This window comes from Rhodococcus sp. MH15, assembly GCF_019266045.1.
In the GTDB taxonomy this organism is placed as follows: domain Bacteria; phylum Actinomycetota; class Actinomycetes; order Mycobacteriales; family Mycobacteriaceae; genus Rhodococcus_F; species Rhodococcus_F qingshengii.
In genome coordinates this window covers 224,194-240,680 of record NZ_LPNP01000071.1, presented here as the reverse complement: position 1 = coordinate 240,680, position 16,487 = coordinate 224,194, and the positions used below count along the sequence as shown (strand labels likewise).

Genomic DNA, 16,487 nt, shown 5'->3' with positions numbered 1-16,487 from the left:
AAACGAGGGCCGACCCGTGGTGGGTCGGCCCTCGTTCTGCACAATCAGGTCAGCTGACCTCGGGATCACGCACCGTGATGGTGCCGTCCCTAACCGCGTCGGCGATGCTGTCGTGCAGTTTCGGGCATCCGTCTTTCAATGCCGTCGACTGCCCGGAAGCAATTGCCTCTTTGAAGGTGTGGCAACGCAGCGCCGGGTCGGAAGTCCACTGCACGCTGGTGTGTTTGTACGTGTTCTTGCGAACCAGTACACACGCGCCGCATGCCTTGCAGTCGACTTCCTGCAGACCCGAGTCGAGGTATTCGTGCTTGTCCTCGATCGTCTGGGCCGCGATCGCCTCGAGCCGTTCCGTTTGCCCGGCAAAGTCCGGTGCCTTGGCCCAACGAGCCCACCGTGCGTCGGTTCCGATCGAGGCGCTCACGACTAGACCTCTGCTTCCTTCTTTGCCGCTTCTGCTGCAGCTTCCTTCTCGGCCTTCTGGCGTGCGAGGTTTTCCTCGACCTCGGCGTGCCAGGCTTCGTTTGCCTTGGTGGTGTCCACCTCGAACTCGAAGCGCTGCGTCATCTTCTCGGTGACGTCGGCCTTGTCCACGTAGAACTGCTCGTACCAGCGTCGTAGCTGGTAGACGGGGCCGTCTTCTTCGCAGAGAAGGGGATTCTCGATCTTGGTCTTGTTCTTCCAGATCGCGACGTCTTGCAGGAATCCCTCGCTGATGCCCTCGGTGAACTTGCCGGCCAACTTGTCGGCCATCTCGTCGGAGACACCCGTCGGCTTCTTCACCGTCACGCCCCACTGCAGCACGAACGAGTCCGGGCTGATCGGGTAGTGGCAGTTGATCAGAACACTCTCGACCTCGTATCCGCTGTAGCTGTTCCACAGGGGATTGACCATGTACGACGGTCCGTAATACGCAGCTTCGGAGCGAAGAAGCGTGTCGCCGCCGTACTGGGAGGCCATTCCGATGTCGGGACGGCCCGTGGTGTTGAGGTACTGAGTGGCGATCTCACCTTCGAAGACGTTCTTGAAGTACGTCGGGAAGGCGTAGTGGATGTAGTAGAAGTGCGCCATGTCGACCACGTTGTCGATGATCTCGCGGCAGTTGGACCCCTCGATGACCATGGAGTTCCAGGTCCAGTCGGTCCATTCGTCGCTGTACGCACCCTCGATACGAGGAATCACGATCTCTTCGGGCGGCGGATTGCCCTCGGGGTCGTTCCAGACGAAGAGCTGACCGTTCTGCTCGAGGGTCGTCCACGCGCGGGTGCGTGCGAGCGGAGGCACGCGGCGGGCATAAGGAATGCCGGTGCACTTGCCGTTGCCGCCCCAGCGCCAGTCGTGGAAGGGGCAGGCGATGGAATCGCCCTTGACCTCGCCTTGTGTGAGGTCACCACCCATGTGACGGCAGTATCCGTCGAGAACTTTGATGTCGCCCTTGCTGTCGGCGAACACCACGAGCTTCGTACCGAAAGCCTCGATCGCGTGCGGTTTGCCGTCCTTGAAGGTCTTCAGTAGACCCAGGCAGTGCCAACCGCGGGCGAAACGAGTTTGCACCGTTCCGACGTCGATCTCGCGAATCTGCGCCATTGTGACCTCACATCCCTTCTAGCTGTTAGTAGAACACGTTATAGAACTCGATCCGGTTCCGCCAGATTTTGGGGGCACTTGTTACAGCATTGCGGCCACAAACGGGACCTTTGTCAGCGTCTCGACAGAAAAGAGAACGTGTTCTAGTCTCAAGTGTAAGTGAACCAACCGATCGAGGAAGACGGGAGCGTCGAAGTGGGTAACCATGACAGCCACGAGGTGATGCAGAGGCTCGACGCACTACTGCCGGCACTGCGCGAGCGCGCACAGGAGACCGAGGATCTGCGTCGTATCCCCGACGAGTCCATCAAGGCTCTTCAGGAAACAGGCTTCTTCCGCTTGCTGCAGCCGAAGCAGTGGGGCGGATACGAAGCCGATCCGGTGCTGTTCTACTCCGCGGTCAAGAAGATCGCCAGCGCGTGCGGTTCCACAGGGTGGGTCTCCTCGATCATCGGGGTACACAACTGGCACCTCGCCCTCTTCTCTCAGCAGGCGCAGGAAGACGTGTGGGGCAACGACACTGACGTTCGCATCTCGTCCTCTTACGCCCCGATGGGTATGGGTGAAGTAGTCGAGGGCGGATACAAGGTCAACGGTGCGTGGGCGTGGTCCTCGGGTTGCGACCATGCCAGCTGGGCCGTTCTCGGTGGTCCGGTGTTCAAGGACGGCCGCGCAGTCGATTTCGTGAGCTACCTGATTCCTCGCGAGGACTACCAGATCGACGACGTGTGGAATGTGGTCGGTCTGCGTGGAACCGGCTCCAATACCGTTGTGGTCAAGGATGTTTTTGTTCCCAAGCATCGCGTTCTGAGCTTCCGGGCGATGAGCGAATTGACCGCCCCGGGCCTCGAGAAGAACACCGCGCCGGTCTACAAGATGCCGTGGGGAACCATTCACCCCACCACGATCTCGGCACCGATCGTCGGAATGGCTTACGGCGCCTACGAAGCGCACGTCGAGCACCAGGGCAAGCGTGTGCGCGCTGCGTTCGCCGGCGAGAAGTCGAAGGACGATCCGTTTGCCAAGGTGCGCATCGCCGAAGCGTCCAGCGACATCGACGCCGCGTGGCGTCAGCTCTCCGGCAACGTCGCCGACGAGTACGCGTTGATCCTTGCGGGCGAAGAGGTTCCGATGGAACTGCGGCTGCGCGCTCGACGTGACCAGGTGCGCGCCACGGGCCGCGCGATCGCCTCGATCGACAAGCTCTTCGAGAACTCCGGCGCCACGGCGCTGCAGAACGGCACTCCTATCCAGCGTTTCTGGCGCGATGCTCACGCTGGTCGCGTCCACGCCGCCAACGATCCCGAACGCGCCTACGTCATGTTCGGAACCGGCGAATTCGGTCTGCCGATCACCGACACGATGGTCTAGAGGAGGCTCAGTGACAACCACCGAAGAAGCCCTCACCTACGAGTCCACTTCACGGTTCGCGCAAGTGCGCCCCGATCTGAAACTGCACTTCCACGAGGCGGGCGTCGGAAACGACAAGACCATCGTGCTGCTGCACGGCGGTGGCCCAGGCGCGTCGTCGTGGTCTAACTTCGCCCGCAACATTCCGGTGCTGGCGAAGAGCTTTCACGTCATCGCGGTCGATCAGCCCGGTTACGGGCAGTCCGACAAGCCGACGGAGCATCCGCAGTACTTCGTGCACAGTGCGTCGGCGCTCAACGATCTCCTGGACACGCTCGAGATCACCGGTCGCGTTGATCTGCTGGGCAATTCGCTCGGTGGTGGCGCTGCTGTTCGCTTTGCGCTCGACTACCCGGACCGTGCGGGTCGCCTCGTTCTGATGGGCCCCGGCGGTCTGAGTGTCAACCTGTTTGCGCCGGACCCCACCGAGGGCGTCAAGAACCTCGGAAAGTTCAGCTACCAGCCCACCCGAGAAAACCTCGAAGCATTCCTGCGGATCATGGTCTTCGATCAGAAGCTGATCACGCCGGAACTCGTCGACGAACGTTTTGCTGCCGCCAGCACTCCCGAGTCGCTGGCTGCGGCCAAGGCGATGGGTAAGTCCTTCTCCAGCGGTGACTTCGAGCTCGGCATGCTCTGGCGCGAGGCGTACAAGCTTCGTCAGCGTGTGTTGCTGATCTGGGGCCGTGAGGATCGGGTCAACCCTCTCGACGGCGCACTGGTCGCGCTCAAGATGATCCCGCGCGCGCAGCTCCACGTCTTCGGCGGTTGCGGTCACTGGGCGCAGCTCGAGAAGTTCGACGAATTCAACCGGCTCGCAACCGACTTCCTGCTCGACGGAGGTAAATGATGGGTATTCGATCTCTGGCGTACATGCGCATCGGGGCCACCGACATGGCTGCGTGGCGCGAATACGGACTCAAGATCCTCGGAATGATCGAGGGCAAGGGCGTCGACGCGGAATCGCTGTATCTGCGTATGGACGACTTCCCGGCGCGCCTTGTCATCGTTCCGAACGACACGGACCGTCTGCTCGTCTCGGGTTGGGAAACCGCGAATGCCGCTGAGCTGCAGGATATCCGTGACAGGTTGTCGGCAGCCGGTGTTCCGTTCAAGGAAGGCACGGCGGAGCAGCTCAAGGACCGTCGCGTCGTCGAGATGATCGCGTTCGAGGACACCTCGGGCAACTCCCTCGAGGTGTTCCACGGAGCTGCTCTCGAACACCGCCGGATCGTGAGCCCGTACGGGCACAGGTTCGTGACGGGTGAGCAGGGCCTCGGCCACGTCGTGCTCACCACCGATGACGACGATGCTTCGCTGCGGTTCTACCGCGACGTACTCGGATTCAAGCTTCGCGACTCGATGCGTCTGCCTCCGCAGATGGTCGGCCGGCCCGCGGACGGCGACCCGGCGTGGCTGAGGTTCCTCGGCTGCAACCCGCGTCACCACAGCTTGGCGTTCCTGCCGTTGCCCAACCCGACGGGCATCGTGCACCTGATGCTCGAAGTGGAGAACTCCGACGACGTCGGACTGTGCCTCGACCGGGCACTGCGCAAGAAGGTCAAGATGTCGGCGACTCTCGGTCGCCACGTCAACGACGAGATGCTCTCGTTCTACATGAAGACTCCAGGCGGGTTCGACATCGAATTCGGTTGTGAGGGGCTAGAGGTCGAGGACGAAAACTGGATCGCGAGGGAAAGCACGGCCGTGAGCCTGTGGGGTCACGACTTCACGGTGGGAATGAAGCCGTGAGTTCGCCCGACGCGTCGGTGAGTGCGGAGCAGGCGATCGATCCACGCCAGTTCCGCACGGTTCTCGGGCAATTCTGCACGGGTATCACCATCATCACGACAGTCGACGACGGTGAGCCTGTCGGGTTCGCATGTCAGTCTTTCGCGGCCCTGTCACTCGACCCGCCTTTGGTGTTGTTCTGCCCCACCAAGGGTTCTCGGTCGTGGGCGGCAATCGAGCGGACCGGTAAGTTCGCCGTCAACGTGTTGGCGGAGGAACAGCAGGCGGTGTGTGCTCGTTTCGGGTCACGTGAGCCGGACAAGTTCGCGGGCATCGATTGGACGCCATCGCCTCTGGGCTCGCCGATCATCGACAAGTCCCTTGCACACATCGACTGCACGGTGGAAACAGTGCACGACGGCGGCGATCACTACGTCGTCTTCGGTCGGGTGTCGTCGATGAGTGAGATCAAGACCGAACGCCCGCTGCTCTTCTATCGCGGGCAGTACACGGGCATCGAGCCGGACAAGACTGTTCCGGCTACCTGGCGTGACGATCTGGAAGCGTTCCTGACGACCACGACAGAAGATACCTGGCTGTAGGGGGCAAGCCCCCTGTGCGCCTTTTTGGTAGTGGTAACTACCAAAAAGGCGCACAGGGCCGGAGGCCCTACAGAGAAAAACAGGTATGACAGAAGTCGTCACCGAACGGCGTCAACAGGATGCTACGACGCACTATCTTGTTCGATCGGCCGGCGCGCTTGACCGCCTCGATCACCGATGGCTGCACCTCGACCACCTGGTACCGGTCGGCCTCGACGGGCTCGCGTGAGAATGCCACCAAACCGAGCCGATGCAGGTTGTTCAGGTACGCGCTGATGCGGTCCAGATGTCGACAGCCTGCCAGTTCTCCGATCATCGACAGACCCTCGTCGATCATCTCCGAGCCGACTCCGAACGGCCGCGCCGTGCGCACGTCGACGCTCGGTTGTGCGCCGGAGGTGGCCAGCAACCGAAGAATTCGAGCTTCGTCTGGTGCGATCTCGTCGAGGATCCGGTCGTAAGCCGGGTGCAGATCGTCGCGATCGGTCACGTCCGCGGAACGATCCAGCAACCTGTCACCACGTGCCCGCAGCGCCGCGAGAGTGGCCTCGACGCTCTGTTTGCGATTGGTACGAGTAGCCATTGCCGCCCGCAGGTTCTCCGTCCGCGAGCCGTCTCTGGTGGTGTTCTCGGCCCGACGTTCGGATTGCACGTTGGCGGATTCTGCAGCCTCTGCCGCGGCTTCGGCGGCGGCCTGAACGATCTGCCGCGTCGCCTCCTTCGCCGTTCCGAAAGCCCAACCCGTCAGCTTGATCGACGTGAGCGTCGTCGTGGCGGTAAGCCCGACAAGGCTACGGATCAGACGCTTTTCGACGGATTCGACCGGCGCGATGTCCGTAGCCCAGTCGTACGATTCCGCTTCGACGATCATGCGATGGTCGTGCTCACTCATGCTCATACTCCGAATATTGCGAGGTGTAGGAAACCGGCAAACGAGCCCAGCACGGCCCCGTGTACGAACAACAGCCACTCGTCCTGCTTGACGGCTGAGCGTAGTAGTTCGCTGAAATCTTCCGGTGAAAGGATGCTCATGCGTTCGGTGACGAAGACACGAATCTTCTCCGACTGGTTCTCGGCGAACTCCGCGTCCTCGAAGACCCTTGGGTACAGGTCGAGCACTTCGGTGGTGGCCAGGCCGGGCAGACGCTTGTAGCTCTGCGAACCAACGGTCATCTTGACCACCGACTTTGCCCAGCCGGCTGCGTCGTCGACGGATTCGCGCAGTACCTGATCGAGCATCCGCCGCGTTCGGTCCGAGCGGGGACCTTCGAGGAGTTCGGTGCCGATGTTCTCGAGCGTCACGACGTGATCGGCGAGGGTTTTTGCGTACCCGGCGATGATCTCGGTGCGGCGTTTCAGGAAGAGCCCCTGCCTCCACGGCACCCAACGATTGGGGGTGATCGGCTCGAAGATCATCGTGATGCCGAGGTAGTTCACGATGTATCCGATGATCACACCGCCGATGGGAAGCACCCACCACTGCGGAACCAGATGGAGGATTCCGACGAGCACGAAGCCCATCGGGAATCCGAAGTAGAAGCCGAAGTTCTGCATGAACCTGAGCTCTTTGTTGCCCATCGTGCGGAAGATGTCGTTGAGCAGTTTGGGGTGCGAAGAGAGGTAGCGGATCACCATCAGCTTCGCGTCGATGAACTCGTCGATGTCCTCTTCGATGCGGTCGGTGATCATGCGCACGCTGGCCGGCAGATCGTCCTCCACTTTGCGGAAGACGGCTTCCTTCACCGACGTCGGAAGGTTGTGCCAGAGCTGAGGATTCTCGGCCGTCATGATTCTGGTGACCACGCCGCGCACTTCACTGCGAGAAATGTTCACCAAGTGCTCGGCGATGCTGTCCGGGTCCAGGACGCGATAGAAATCGGCGATGCTGCCGACTTTCGCGAGGGATTTGTCGACGGCGATCGACGCCATCTTCTCCGCCCGCGAGGGGACGATGCCTTGCCAACCGAATCTGCCGTCGCTGGTGATCGCGGGGATCACCTGAACGCGCCGGGGGAGGAACGGGAAGAGCAGTTTGAGTCCGGGCACTTTGATCCCGTGGAAGTTGATCGGCGCAAAAAGCATCAGGACGCCCGACCAATTGGTGATGTACCCGATGATTCCCGTGAACAAAGGAATGGTGATCAACTGTTCGAGCAAGTGGTCCGGCACCGTCGCACATCCTCCTCATATCCGAGAACCTCACGTTCGGACATGATTGCCGAAACTTCGCTCTTCGTGGGTGTTTCGTTGGCTACTGCTGCGCCTTCCCAGTTGCGTCAGCATAGAGGCCCGACAATTCGGGCTGTAGGTGGGTCGGAAGTTGATGTAACCTCACGTACATGGTCAGTATTGCGCACAACACGACGACGCCGGTTCTCTTCCGGCGCATCGTTTAGCAACTGCTGACCGAACCCTTTCAGCCCCGGGAGTTATCGCCCCGGGGCTTTCCTGTTTCGTCGCTCCGTGTGCGTCTCCCCTTGAACGATTTGGAGAGCTCTCATGAGCGTTGACCACTGCGAACTCGGGCGCGACCTGGAGTTTTTCGCCACCACCCCCACCGTCGGGGCCGGCCTCCCACTCTGGTTACCGGACGGCGCGAGCATCAGGAACGAACTCGAAAAGCTCGCCGCCGAACAAGCAGCGCGATCCGGATGCCGGGGTGTCTATACCCCCGTTATGGCGAAGAAAGAGTTGTACGAGAGATCTGGGCATTGGTCCAAGTTCTCGGACGACATGTTTCCCGAAATGAAGATAGGCGGAGAGTCATTTCTCCTTCGTCCGGCTAACTGTCCTCATCACGCTCAGGTATTCGCCGCTCGCGGTCGTAGTTATCGCGAGCTACCTTTCCGCGTTCGTGAACTCGGCTCGATGTTCCGTAGCGAACTCTCCGGTGTTCTCAGCGGATTGAGTCGAGTCCGGCAGATCAATCTCGACGACGCACATGTCTTCTGTAGTCGTGAACAAGTGCAAGCGGAAGTGATCGTCGCGCTCGACGCGATCGAGCGCTGCTACTCGACTCTGGGGATTGCCGAACGGAAGTACCGCCTCTCGATCAGAGGGGGAGAGGGGCAGTACCTCGGCACCGACGAGCAGTGGGCGGACGCCGAGGATCACCTTCGCGGAGCACTGAATGCACGCTCGATCGAGTACGTGGAAGCGAAGGGGGAGGCAGCGTTCTACGGTCCCAAGATCGACGTCCAGGTGCGAGACGCGCACGGCCGCGAGGAAACACTCTCGACCGTGCAACTCGACTTCAATCAACCGGAGCGGTTCGACCTCGAGTACACCGCTGAGGACGGATCCAAGGCTCGCCCCGTCATGATCCATCGGGGCTTGCTCGGGTCGATGGAACGCATGACTGCGCTTTTGATCGAAAGGTTCGAAGGGCGGATGCCGCCGTGGCTGGCACCCAACCAAGTCTCGATTCTGCCCGTCGGCGACCGGCACCAGGTTGAGGCCGAGCGTTTGCGGGCCGATCTCGAGGCTCGCGATGTTCGAGTGGCGATCGCGCCTGACGGATCGTTGGGACGTCGCATCCGCGAGGCACGCACTCACCGTGACCCGTACATCGCGGTGATCGGGGACAACGAGGTGCACGGCGGCACCGTCGACGTTCTGGTCCCCGCGCGTGGTGGGCGGGTGGTCGTCGATGCGAGTGTGTTTGTCGCTCAGGTGGTCTCGGGCATCAAAGAGCGTGCCCTGCTTCCGGCAGACTTCTAGCCGACGGGAAGCTCGTGGAGGGCGCGCACCAGTGGCGCGAGTTCGGGTGTCTTGCATGCCTCGTCGAGCGCCGCCTCGAGGGTGGCGTCGTGCGTCGGCCGTGCGCTTTCGAGAAGCTCGCGGCCGGCCGGCGTCAGCTCGGTGTAGATGCCTCGACGGTCGTCGGCGCACAGGATGCGCGTCAATAGTCCTCGATCTTCGAGTCGATTGACCAAGCGCGTCGTGGCGCTGCTGCTCAGTGCGGCAGCGCGAGCCAACTGAGCCATCCGCATGTGCCAGCCGTCCTGGCGGCCCAACGCGTCGAGGACGGTGTATTCGACGACGGACAGTTTGTGCTCACGCTGGAGCGCGCGTTCCAGTTCGGTGTCGAGAGCGCCGTGCAGTGCTGCGAGCGTGCGCCACCCTTGCGAACGGATTTCGACGGCGTCGTCGGCGATCCCCATGTGATTCTCCTTGTCCGTTTCCTGCGACTCCAGGTTACCAGCTTGCGCATGTAGCGCGCGCGTGCAACTATTTATAGCGCGCCTGCAACTAATGCACACGCCCGCTAACGGCTTACGCGTAAATCTGTGAAAGGAACATCGAGATGCCATTGGGTCTCATTGCCCTCGCTATGGGCGGGTTCGGGATCGGCCTCACCGAATTTGTCATCATGGGCCTCCTGCCCGAGGTCTCGGCTGATTTCGAGGTCACCGAGTCCGTCGCGGGCTACCTGATCTCGGGCTACGCACTGTCGGTGGCGATCGGCGCGATCCTCCTGACCGCTGCCGTCACCCGCTTCGAGCGCAAGAAGGTCCTTCTCTCGCTCATGGTGCTGTTCATCATCGGCAACCTGATGTCCGCGCTCGCTCCCTCCTATGAGGTCATGATGGGCGGACGCATCGTCGCGGCGCTGTGCCACGGTGCGTTCTTCGGAATCGGCTCGGTGGTTGCCGCCGACATGGTCGCGCCCAACAAGCGCGCCGGCGCCATCGCGATGATGTTCGCGGGCCTGACCATCGCCAACGTTCTGGGCGTTCCGTTCGGCACGCTGCTGGGCCAGCAACTCGGATGGCGCTCGACGTTCTGGGCCATCACCGTCATCGGCGTCATCGCACTGATCGGAATTGCAGCACTCGTCCCGACGACGCCCGCCAGCACGACCGGTGGCGGATTGCGCGGAGAGTTGGGGGCATTCCGCAACAAGCAGGTATGGCTCTCGATCATCATCACCATCCTCGGCTACGGCGGAATGTTCGGAGCCTTCACCTACATCGCCTTCACCCTCACCGAGGTCACCGGCTTCGCGACGTCCAGCGTTCCGTGGCTGCTCATCCTCTTCGGCTCGGGCCTGTTCGTCGGCAACTTCCTCGGCGCCAAGGCGGCCGACCGTTCGCTCACGAAGGCGCTGGTCTGGATTCTCGCGATCCTGACCGTCGTTCTGATCGTGTTCGCCGCCACCGCGGAGAGCAAGGTCGTGACTGTGATCTCGCTGTTCTTCATGGGCGCCTTCGGTTTTGCGACGGTTCCCGGTCTGCAGATGCGGATCATGAACTACGCGTCGGCAGCACCGACCATGGCATCGGGTGCCAACATCGCCGCCTTCAACGTCGGCAACGCACTCGGGGCATGGCTGGGCGGAATCACCATCGCCGCGGGACTCGGCTTCACCTCCCCGATCTGGATGGGAGCGGCAGTCACCGTCGCCGGTCTGCTGGTCTTGCTCGTCGCGGCGAAGATCGACCGCCCGGCAGCGTCAGAGCCGTCGACGCCGACCACCTCGCTGCACCCGACCGCCGCCTGAACCTGTCCATTGCGCTCTGACCCCATCGCGTGAACGTATCGCTCCCCTTGTCCAACAAGGGGAGCGATACGTTCACGCGGGTCAGGTGAGACGGAATTCGGCGGTCACCCCGGAGAAAGGCGTGATCGCGCCGCTACCCCGAGCCTTCGACGCACCGAAGTGTTGGACTCGATACGTACCCGCCGGAGTATCGGCCGGAACATCCCACGTGATGCGAACGACGGAACCGTTGCTCCCGACCCGGCGCCAGTGCAGTTTGGTGGACCAGTCGTTGTCGTCGGCGACCCGTGTCCAGGATCCGCCGGTATTGCGTTGGATCTCGTAGAAGGTCCCGTTTCGGTGAGTGTCGTTCTTGGGGTGGCCGGTGACGAACTCGACGGCAACCTGTCCGCCTGGTGAGCTGTCGCCGGGCTGGACGGTCGCATCGCCGAATTGTGTTCCCGGCAAGGGCTCGTCGAAGTCGACGCCAGGTCCGAAGCTGGGTTGGAACCCGGACAGGTCTGCCGGAGCGGGGCCGCGAGGAGGTTCGGTGCCGTCGCGCATCGCGGCTGCAAGGGCGGCATACCCCTGCTGATAGGCCGGCAGTGTGTAACGGCCGAACATCGTCGAACCGCCCTCGTACTGCTGCGAATCGTATTCCTGTGGTGTGGTGCAGTAGCTCGAGTACGAGTTCGCGTATCCCTGGAAGATGACGTTCTCGAGGGGAACCCCAAGCTCCTCGGCGACGGTTCGACGCACTCGTAATCCGGAGACGATGGTGAATTCCGCAGGGCCACCGACGATGTAGAACTGACCGATCCGCAGGATCTGGATCTTGAGTACGTTCGGCACCCATCCTCCCGGTGGCAGCAGGCCGACCGGAACGACTACGAGTTTGGGCGCCTGTGCATCCTGAAGCCATTGAGGCACAGGAGCATCCATACCGCCCAGGGCGTCGATCATGGGGTTTCGGGTGCCCTCGGGGAAGATCGGGATTGCCGGTCCGTCCTCGACGCTTCCGGCGCTCATTGCCGCGCCGATCGCGGCCGGAGCGGTGCGGTGCTCGCGTCCGTCGGGGGTGAATCTTCCGCTCACCACCTGATTTGCCATGTCCAGGTACATGATCCGACTGTCGACGCCACCGGTGACGGTGTCGGACGCCGCGTCGAAGGCAGTTCGAGCTGCCGCTACCTGGCGCAGCCCGATGATGCGTGCGTTCTCGAATTCGTCTTCGGTCGGTCCGCGTCCGGGCTCGAGGAAGAGGTTGGGTGACATGTCGCCGCTGTTGGTCTGCGGAAACGCAGCAATGAAGCTGGTGTCGCCGTCGAGGTAGCGCACGCCCTGGTCGTCGTGCTCCCAGAAGTACGCCGCGGCGCCCTTGTTGTCCCCGGAGATGAGATGGTTCTCGTTCGTAAGCGAGGCGCAGTGGGTGGCGAACCAGTTGATCGCTCCGATGTCCTTGCTGCCCCGACTGATACGCATGACACGCATGTGGTGGTCGTTGCCACCGGGGTAGTAGGCCTTGTCCTCTTCGGGGTTGAGGTCGAACGCCACTCGCGATCGGTTGACGCTGGCGTCGGTGAGATCGGACCGCCCGAAACGGACCGTGCCTGGCGCCAGGTTCTCGTGCGCAGCGCTGATCGCCTCGACCATGCCGTTGACCTCGGCTTCGAACACCTGCAGTTCGAAGCCGAGAACTGCGAGGTTGTACGCGTAGTTGTGCGAGGCCCCGCCACATGCCGCGTGTGAATGGATGGCCGTCAACATGACGTTGCGTTCGGTGTAGATGTCACCGAACCTCCCGGCCAGTCGGCGCAGGACCTCGTCGTGAACGGACTGGAAGATCATGCAGTTGTCGACGCACACGTAGGCGACCCGCGACCCGCCGGACTCGAAGATGAAGGCGCGTGCGCGCATTCGCTGGTGCAGTCCTTCGGCGCGTTGGTCGAAGCTCGAGTAGCCCATCATGCCGACTTCGGCGACCGGTCCGGTCACGTCGGAAATTCCGACGCCCACCTGCAGTGACGCCGACGACTTGTCGGTGCGTGCGGGTGAAACGGTGCGTGCCGGCGAAGCTGCGACGGCCTGGTTCGTCGACAGAGCGGCGAGCGCAGGTGCGGCGGCAGCGCCTGCCAGTACGGTGCGTCGGGTGATCTGCACGAGTGTCCTTTCGGGCGGTCTGACGCGAGTTGGTCAACCGTCCAGGAGTGTAGCCCGAGTCACACGTGACCGAAAGGGGTGCCGTCGGCCGACACTCAGATTGTTGTGGCCTCCCCGAACGTCATCGCCAGGTTCTTGATGGTCGTGGTCATCAGGGCCCGGCGGGGGAGTCCCAGTTTCCGAAGCTCCGCCGCCATCGGGTGACTGCCCAGTTGAACCTCGGCTCCACCAGGGCGCGATTTGACGCCGGTCGGTGCCATGTCCCACGACGTGCACCTGGTGGCGCCGTCGAGATGTGAGTACGCGGCCAACGACATGTTGGCTCCGCCGCCCGGCACGCTGACGCCGGATTTCACACTCAACTGTGTGATGAGTTTGCCGTCGCGAGAGACCGATCCGCGCTTGACCGAGCCGACGTGCTCGGTGTCGAACTCGGCGAGCACCTTCGGGAATCCCCAGATTTCCCGGCCGGCGGCCTTGGTGAACTCGCCGTCCACCGGCAACTCGTGAATGAGTGCCCCTGCAGTTCCGGCAGCGAGCGAACGTAGATCTCCCAGCACCGAGGTTTCGGGAGGCGCAGTGTGGCTGCGCACCATGTACGTCACTCCGAATTCGTTGTACGGCCCCAGATCCCCGTCGATGTAGTCGACAAAAACCAGGCCGCACAGCGCCCGGCCGGGACGGTACTGGAGCACGGTCAAGCCGGTGTAATCGATGATCGACTGCGCGGTTGTGCTGGGTACCGAGTACAACGCCATGAAGGCAGACGCGGTGCGAACTTCGACGGGCATCTCGACCTTCTTGCCCAGAATCGTATAGCTCATGGCGCCACCACCCCGCGGAGTCCGTCGGAGCCGTAGACGGGTTCGAGCATCGAGCGGAAATCCGGTCCGCGGCGCAGCATTTGGCCTCCGTCGACGTTGATGATCTGCCCGGTGATCCAGGTGGAGTGCGGTCCGAGGAGGAAAGAAGCGAGTCCGGCGACGTCCTCGACCTCGCCGACGCGTTCGAGCGGCGTGTTGGCCAGGTAGTCGTCCAGGATGGGGCCACCGTCGGTGATGAGCGCGACCAGATCCGTTCGGGTCAGCCCCGGGCGGATCGCGTTGACACGAATGTTGCTGGCGCCCAGTTCGTCTGCTGCCAACTGCACCAGGTGGTCGACGCCGGATTTCGAGACTCCGTACGCGCCGAACCAGCGATGTGTGTTGCTGCTGGCGATCGACGAGATCGCGACGATGGATCCACCGCCTCCTGCCACCAGTGCCCGCGCGCCGTGCTTGATCGTCAGCATGGTCCCCGTGACGTTGAGGTCGACGGTGCGGCGCCAGGCGTCGACGTCGAGTTGCGTGACCGGTGCGATGGTTTCGTTCCCGCCGGCGCAGGCCACGACTCCGTCGAGCTTTCCGGTGACGGACACCGCCGCGGCGACAGCGGCGACGACGTCTGTCTCGATCGTGACGTCGGCGGGGGAGACGCTGACCGATCCTGCGGCAGTCGCCTGCCGGATCGATTCGGCGGCAGCATCGAGTTTCGCCTTGTTGCGTCCGCAGATCGTGACGTGAGCGCCAGACGCAACCAGCGAACGAGCGATGCCCAGGCCGATGCCACTACCGCCGCCGGTCACCAGTATCGATGTGCCGGTGAAAGTGGGTATGCCCGCTGAGGCGGTGTCGTCGTCCATGCGTGTCTCCTGGTCGTTGCTCCGGCGGGCTCGCGTGCTGCTTCTGGAGGTTTTCCGGTCCGGCTTCGGTGAAAACGCCCCACGCTATATAGGAACAGGTTCTACTTATTGAGGCAAGGGTTGTGCGAGAGGTGGAGTGATGGCTACCAGACCGACCTTCGATTTGATCGACGGACGCTTCTACAGCGGAGACCTCGGGAATGTGCGCGACGCATACGCCTGGATGCGTGATCACGAGCCCGTGTACCGAGACGACGCCAACGGAATCACCGCGGCCGCGAGCTACGACGCCGTCGTCGCAGCCGAGCGGGATCCCGAACTGTTCTCCAACGCCGGTGGCATCCGCCCCGAAACCGGTCCATTGCCGCAGATGATCGACATGGACGACCCGCAGCACCTCACACGTCGACGCTTGGTCAATGCGGGTTTCACACGTAAGAAGGTCGAAGCCAAGGCCGGCCGTATCCGGGAGATCTGCGATCAACTGATCGACGCCGTCTGAGAGAAAGGAGAAGCCGACTTCGTCGCAGACCTGGCGGCACCGCTGCCGATGGCCGTCATCGGCGACATGTTGGGTGTCCGTCCGGAGGAACGCGCGTTGTTTCTGCGGTGGTCGGACGATCTGGTGAAGGCATTGGGAAGCAACGCTTCCCAGGATCAACTGCGGGCCATGATGGTTGCGTACGTCGATTTCACCGCGTACATGATGCGAACCATCGCCGAGCGGAGGAGCGACCCGGCCGACGATTTGGTGAGCACGTTGATTCACAGTGCGGTCGACGGCGAAGCCCTCTCCGATCAGGAAATCGTCAACGAATCCCTGCTGATCCTGATCGGCGGTGACGAGACCACACGGCACGTGCTCAGCGGCGGCATGGAACAGCTACTGCGCCATCCGGACCAGCGCCGGGAGCTAGTCGACGATCCCGATGCCATTCCCTTGGCAATGGAGGAGATGCTGCGGTGGTCCTCGCCGATCAAGAACATGGCTCGAACCCTGACCCGTGACACCGATTTCTTCGGCGCGCAGCTGAAGGCAGGCGAGAAGATGCTGCTGCTCTTCGAATCGGCAAATTTCGACGAGTCCGTGTTCCTGAACGCCGAACGGTTCGATGTCGGCCGCACACCGAATCCGCACGTGGCCTTCGGCTTCGGAACTCATTTCTGTCTGGGCAATCAGCTGGCCAGGTTGGAGGGACGGATCATGTTCGAGCAACTCTTCGCCAGGCTGCCGGACATGGAACTTGCCACCGACGCGCCGTTGCAGCGGCGTGCGGCCAACTTCGTGTCCGGGCTCGAATCGATGCCGGTGCGGTTTAACTCTTCTGCCCCGTCAGCCGGGTAGTTGGCAGTTAGGAGGCGCAGCATCTTCGGAGAGGGGGCTGCCCGCCGGATTGACGTAGACGACCTCGAGCACCAATGGTGTTGTCTGCGAGTTGTTTCCGATGTGCACATGATCTGAACCGCTCGGTTCGATCAAAGTATTTCCGGCGCTGTAGATCCCGTCGACGGAGCAATCGGATCGGTAGTGGCTCAACGTGCCCTGCGCGATCAGCGCGTAGAGCGTCCCGTCGTGGAAGTGCCAACCGGTGGAACCGCCGGGGTCGATGGTGATCTGGCGCAGGATGTAGTCCTTGCCGTCGAAAGTCACCTGCCCGAGGATTTCTCCGTGTACCCCCGTGCTCGGTGTTGCCGACGCATTGATCGGCGTCAGCGACAGTCCGATCGCTGCGGACACTGCAAGCAGAACCTGATGGCGTTTACGCATGAGCGGCCCTCCCAGACGGATGTGCTCCTGAGTGTCCTCCGACAGTGTCCGATTTATCCCGGTTTTCGT

General features: G+C 62.4%; 15 protein-coding genes and 1 pseudogene. 7 read left to right on the top strand and 9 right to left on the bottom strand.

Going from position 1 to position 16,487, the window contains the following annotated elements; genetic code table 11:
* Positions 1 to 49: 49 nt before the first annotated feature.
* Positions 50 to 421, bottom strand: a complete 372-nt coding sequence (locus tag ATN37_RS20145; protein WP_007734099.1) for a hypothetical protein — start codon at positions 419 to 421, stop codon at positions 50 to 52.
* A gap of 2 nt (positions 422 to 423) precedes the next feature.
* On the bottom strand, positions 424 to 1,584 hold the full coding sequence (locus ATN37_RS20140; protein ID WP_003945847.1) for a Rieske 2Fe-2S domain-containing protein: 1,161 nt from the start codon (positions 1,582 to 1,584) through the stop codon (positions 424 to 426).
* A gap of 195 nt (positions 1,585 to 1,779) precedes the next feature.
* On the opposite strand from ATN37_RS20140, the gene hsaA reads away from it, so the two are divergent.
* The 4 genes from hsaA to hsaB are packed head-to-tail and all read left to right on the top strand — an operon-like array spanning position 1,780 to position 5,327.
* The gene (hsaA, locus tag ATN37_RS20135; protein ID WP_029254465.1) at positions 1,780 to 2,955 is read left to right on the top strand and encodes a 3-hydroxy-9,10-secoandrosta-1,3,5(10)-triene-9,17-dione monooxygenase oxygenase subunit; all 1,176 of its coding nucleotides are present in this window, start codon (positions 1,780 to 1,782) and stop codon (positions 2,953 to 2,955) included.
* A gap of 10 nt (positions 2,956 to 2,965) precedes the next feature.
* Positions 2,966 to 3,844 carry a 4,5:9,10-diseco-3-hydroxy-5,9,17-trioxoandrosta-1(10),2-diene-4-oate hydrolase gene (gene hsaD / locus ATN37_RS20130; RefSeq protein WP_003945808.1) on the top strand — a complete coding sequence of 293 codons (879 nt, stop codon included), beginning with the start codon at positions 2,966 to 2,968 and terminating at the stop codon, positions 3,842 to 3,844.
* Entirely contained in the window at positions 3,844 to 4,746 is a 903-nt protein-coding gene (gene hsaC, locus ATN37_RS20125) for an iron-dependent extradiol dioxygenase HsaC (RefSeq protein WP_003945585.1), read from the top strand. The genes hsaD and hsaC overlap by 1 nt, the downstream gene beginning before the upstream one ends.
* Positions 4,743 to 5,327: a 3-hydroxy-9,10-secoandrosta-1,3,5(10)-triene-9,17-dione monooxygenase reductase subunit gene (gene hsaB / locus ATN37_RS20120; RefSeq protein WP_003945677.1), complete on the top strand. Its 585-nt coding sequence runs from the start codon at positions 4,743 to 4,745 to the stop codon at positions 5,325 to 5,327. The genes hsaC and hsaB overlap by 4 nt, the downstream gene beginning before the upstream one ends.
* A 67-nt stretch (positions 5,328 to 5,394) precedes the next feature.
* Here hsaB and ATN37_RS32630 read toward each other — a convergent pair whose 3' ends face one another.
* Together ATN37_RS32630 and ATN37_RS20110 are read right to left on the bottom strand one after the other, a co-directional pair.
* On the bottom strand, positions 5,395 to 6,219 hold the full coding sequence (locus ATN37_RS32630; protein ID WP_256933403.1) for an Abi-alpha family protein: 825 nt from the start codon (positions 6,217 to 6,219) through the stop codon (positions 5,395 to 5,397).
* Positions 6,220 to 6,221: 2 nt separating this feature from the next.
* The gene (locus ATN37_RS20110; protein ID WP_003945674.1) at positions 6,222 to 7,496 is read right to left on the bottom strand and encodes a DUF445 domain-containing protein; all 1,275 of its coding nucleotides are present in this window, start codon (positions 7,494 to 7,496) and stop codon (positions 6,222 to 6,224) included.
* 330 nt (positions 7,497 to 7,826) lie between these two features.
* Between ATN37_RS20110 and thrS the strand changes: the two genes are divergently transcribed.
* Positions 7,827 to 9,047, top strand: a complete 1,221-nt coding sequence (thrS, locus tag ATN37_RS20105; RefSeq protein WP_218695543.1) for a threonine--tRNA ligase — start codon at positions 7,827 to 7,829, stop codon at positions 9,045 to 9,047.
* Here the strand turns inward: thrS and ATN37_RS20100 are convergent.
* Positions 9,044 to 9,490 (bottom strand): MarR family winged helix-turn-helix transcriptional regulator, encoded by a 447-nt coding sequence (locus tag ATN37_RS20100; protein WP_218695542.1) that lies wholly within the window; start codon positions 9,488 to 9,490, stop codon positions 9,044 to 9,046. The two genes, thrS and ATN37_RS20100, sit on opposite strands and share 4 nt — an antisense overlap.
* A 143-nt stretch (positions 9,491 to 9,633) precedes the next feature.
* On the opposite strand from ATN37_RS20100, the gene ATN37_RS20095 reads away from it, so the two are divergent.
* A complete protein-coding gene (locus tag ATN37_RS20095) occupies positions 9,634 to 10,830 on the top strand; it encodes an MFS transporter (protein WP_218695541.1) in 1,197 nt (398 codons plus the stop codon).
* Between the two features lie 81 nt (positions 10,831 to 10,911).
* Here the strand turns inward: ATN37_RS20095 and ATN37_RS20090 are convergent, their stop codons facing one another.
* The 3 genes from ATN37_RS20090 to ATN37_RS20080 all read right to left on the bottom strand — a co-directional run bounded on the left by ATN37_RS20090 (position 10,912) and on the right by ATN37_RS20080 (position 14,650).
* Positions 10,912 to 12,969, bottom strand: coding sequence for a neutral/alkaline ceramidase (locus ATN37_RS20090; RefSeq protein WP_065456146.1), 2,058 nt, complete (start codon positions 12,967 to 12,969; stop codon positions 10,912 to 10,914).
* A 95-nt stretch (positions 12,970 to 13,064) separates the two neighbouring features.
* Positions 13,065 to 13,793 (bottom strand): acetoacetate decarboxylase family protein, encoded by a 729-nt coding sequence (locus tag ATN37_RS20085; protein ID WP_003945787.1) that lies wholly within the window; start codon positions 13,791 to 13,793, stop codon positions 13,065 to 13,067.
* The gene (locus tag ATN37_RS20080; protein ID WP_063315032.1) at positions 13,790 to 14,650 is read right to left on the bottom strand and encodes an SDR family oxidoreductase; all 861 of its coding nucleotides are present in this window, start codon (positions 14,648 to 14,650) and stop codon (positions 13,790 to 13,792) included. The genes ATN37_RS20085 and ATN37_RS20080 overlap by 4 nt, the downstream gene beginning before the upstream one ends.
* A gap of 139 nt (positions 14,651 to 14,789) precedes the next feature.
* Between ATN37_RS20080 and ATN37_RS20075 the strand changes: the two are divergent.
* Positions 14,790 to 15,995, top strand: a pseudogene (locus ATN37_RS20075) (cytochrome P450).
* Here ATN37_RS20075 and ATN37_RS20070 read toward each other — a convergent pair.
* Complete coding sequence (locus ATN37_RS20070; protein ID WP_003945598.1) at positions 15,984 to 16,418, bottom strand: cupin; 435 nt, start codon at positions 16,416 to 16,418, stop codon at positions 15,984 to 15,986. The pseudogene ATN37_RS20075 and the gene ATN37_RS20070 overlap by 12 nt on opposite strands.
* Positions 16,419 to 16,487 lie beyond the last annotated feature (69 nt).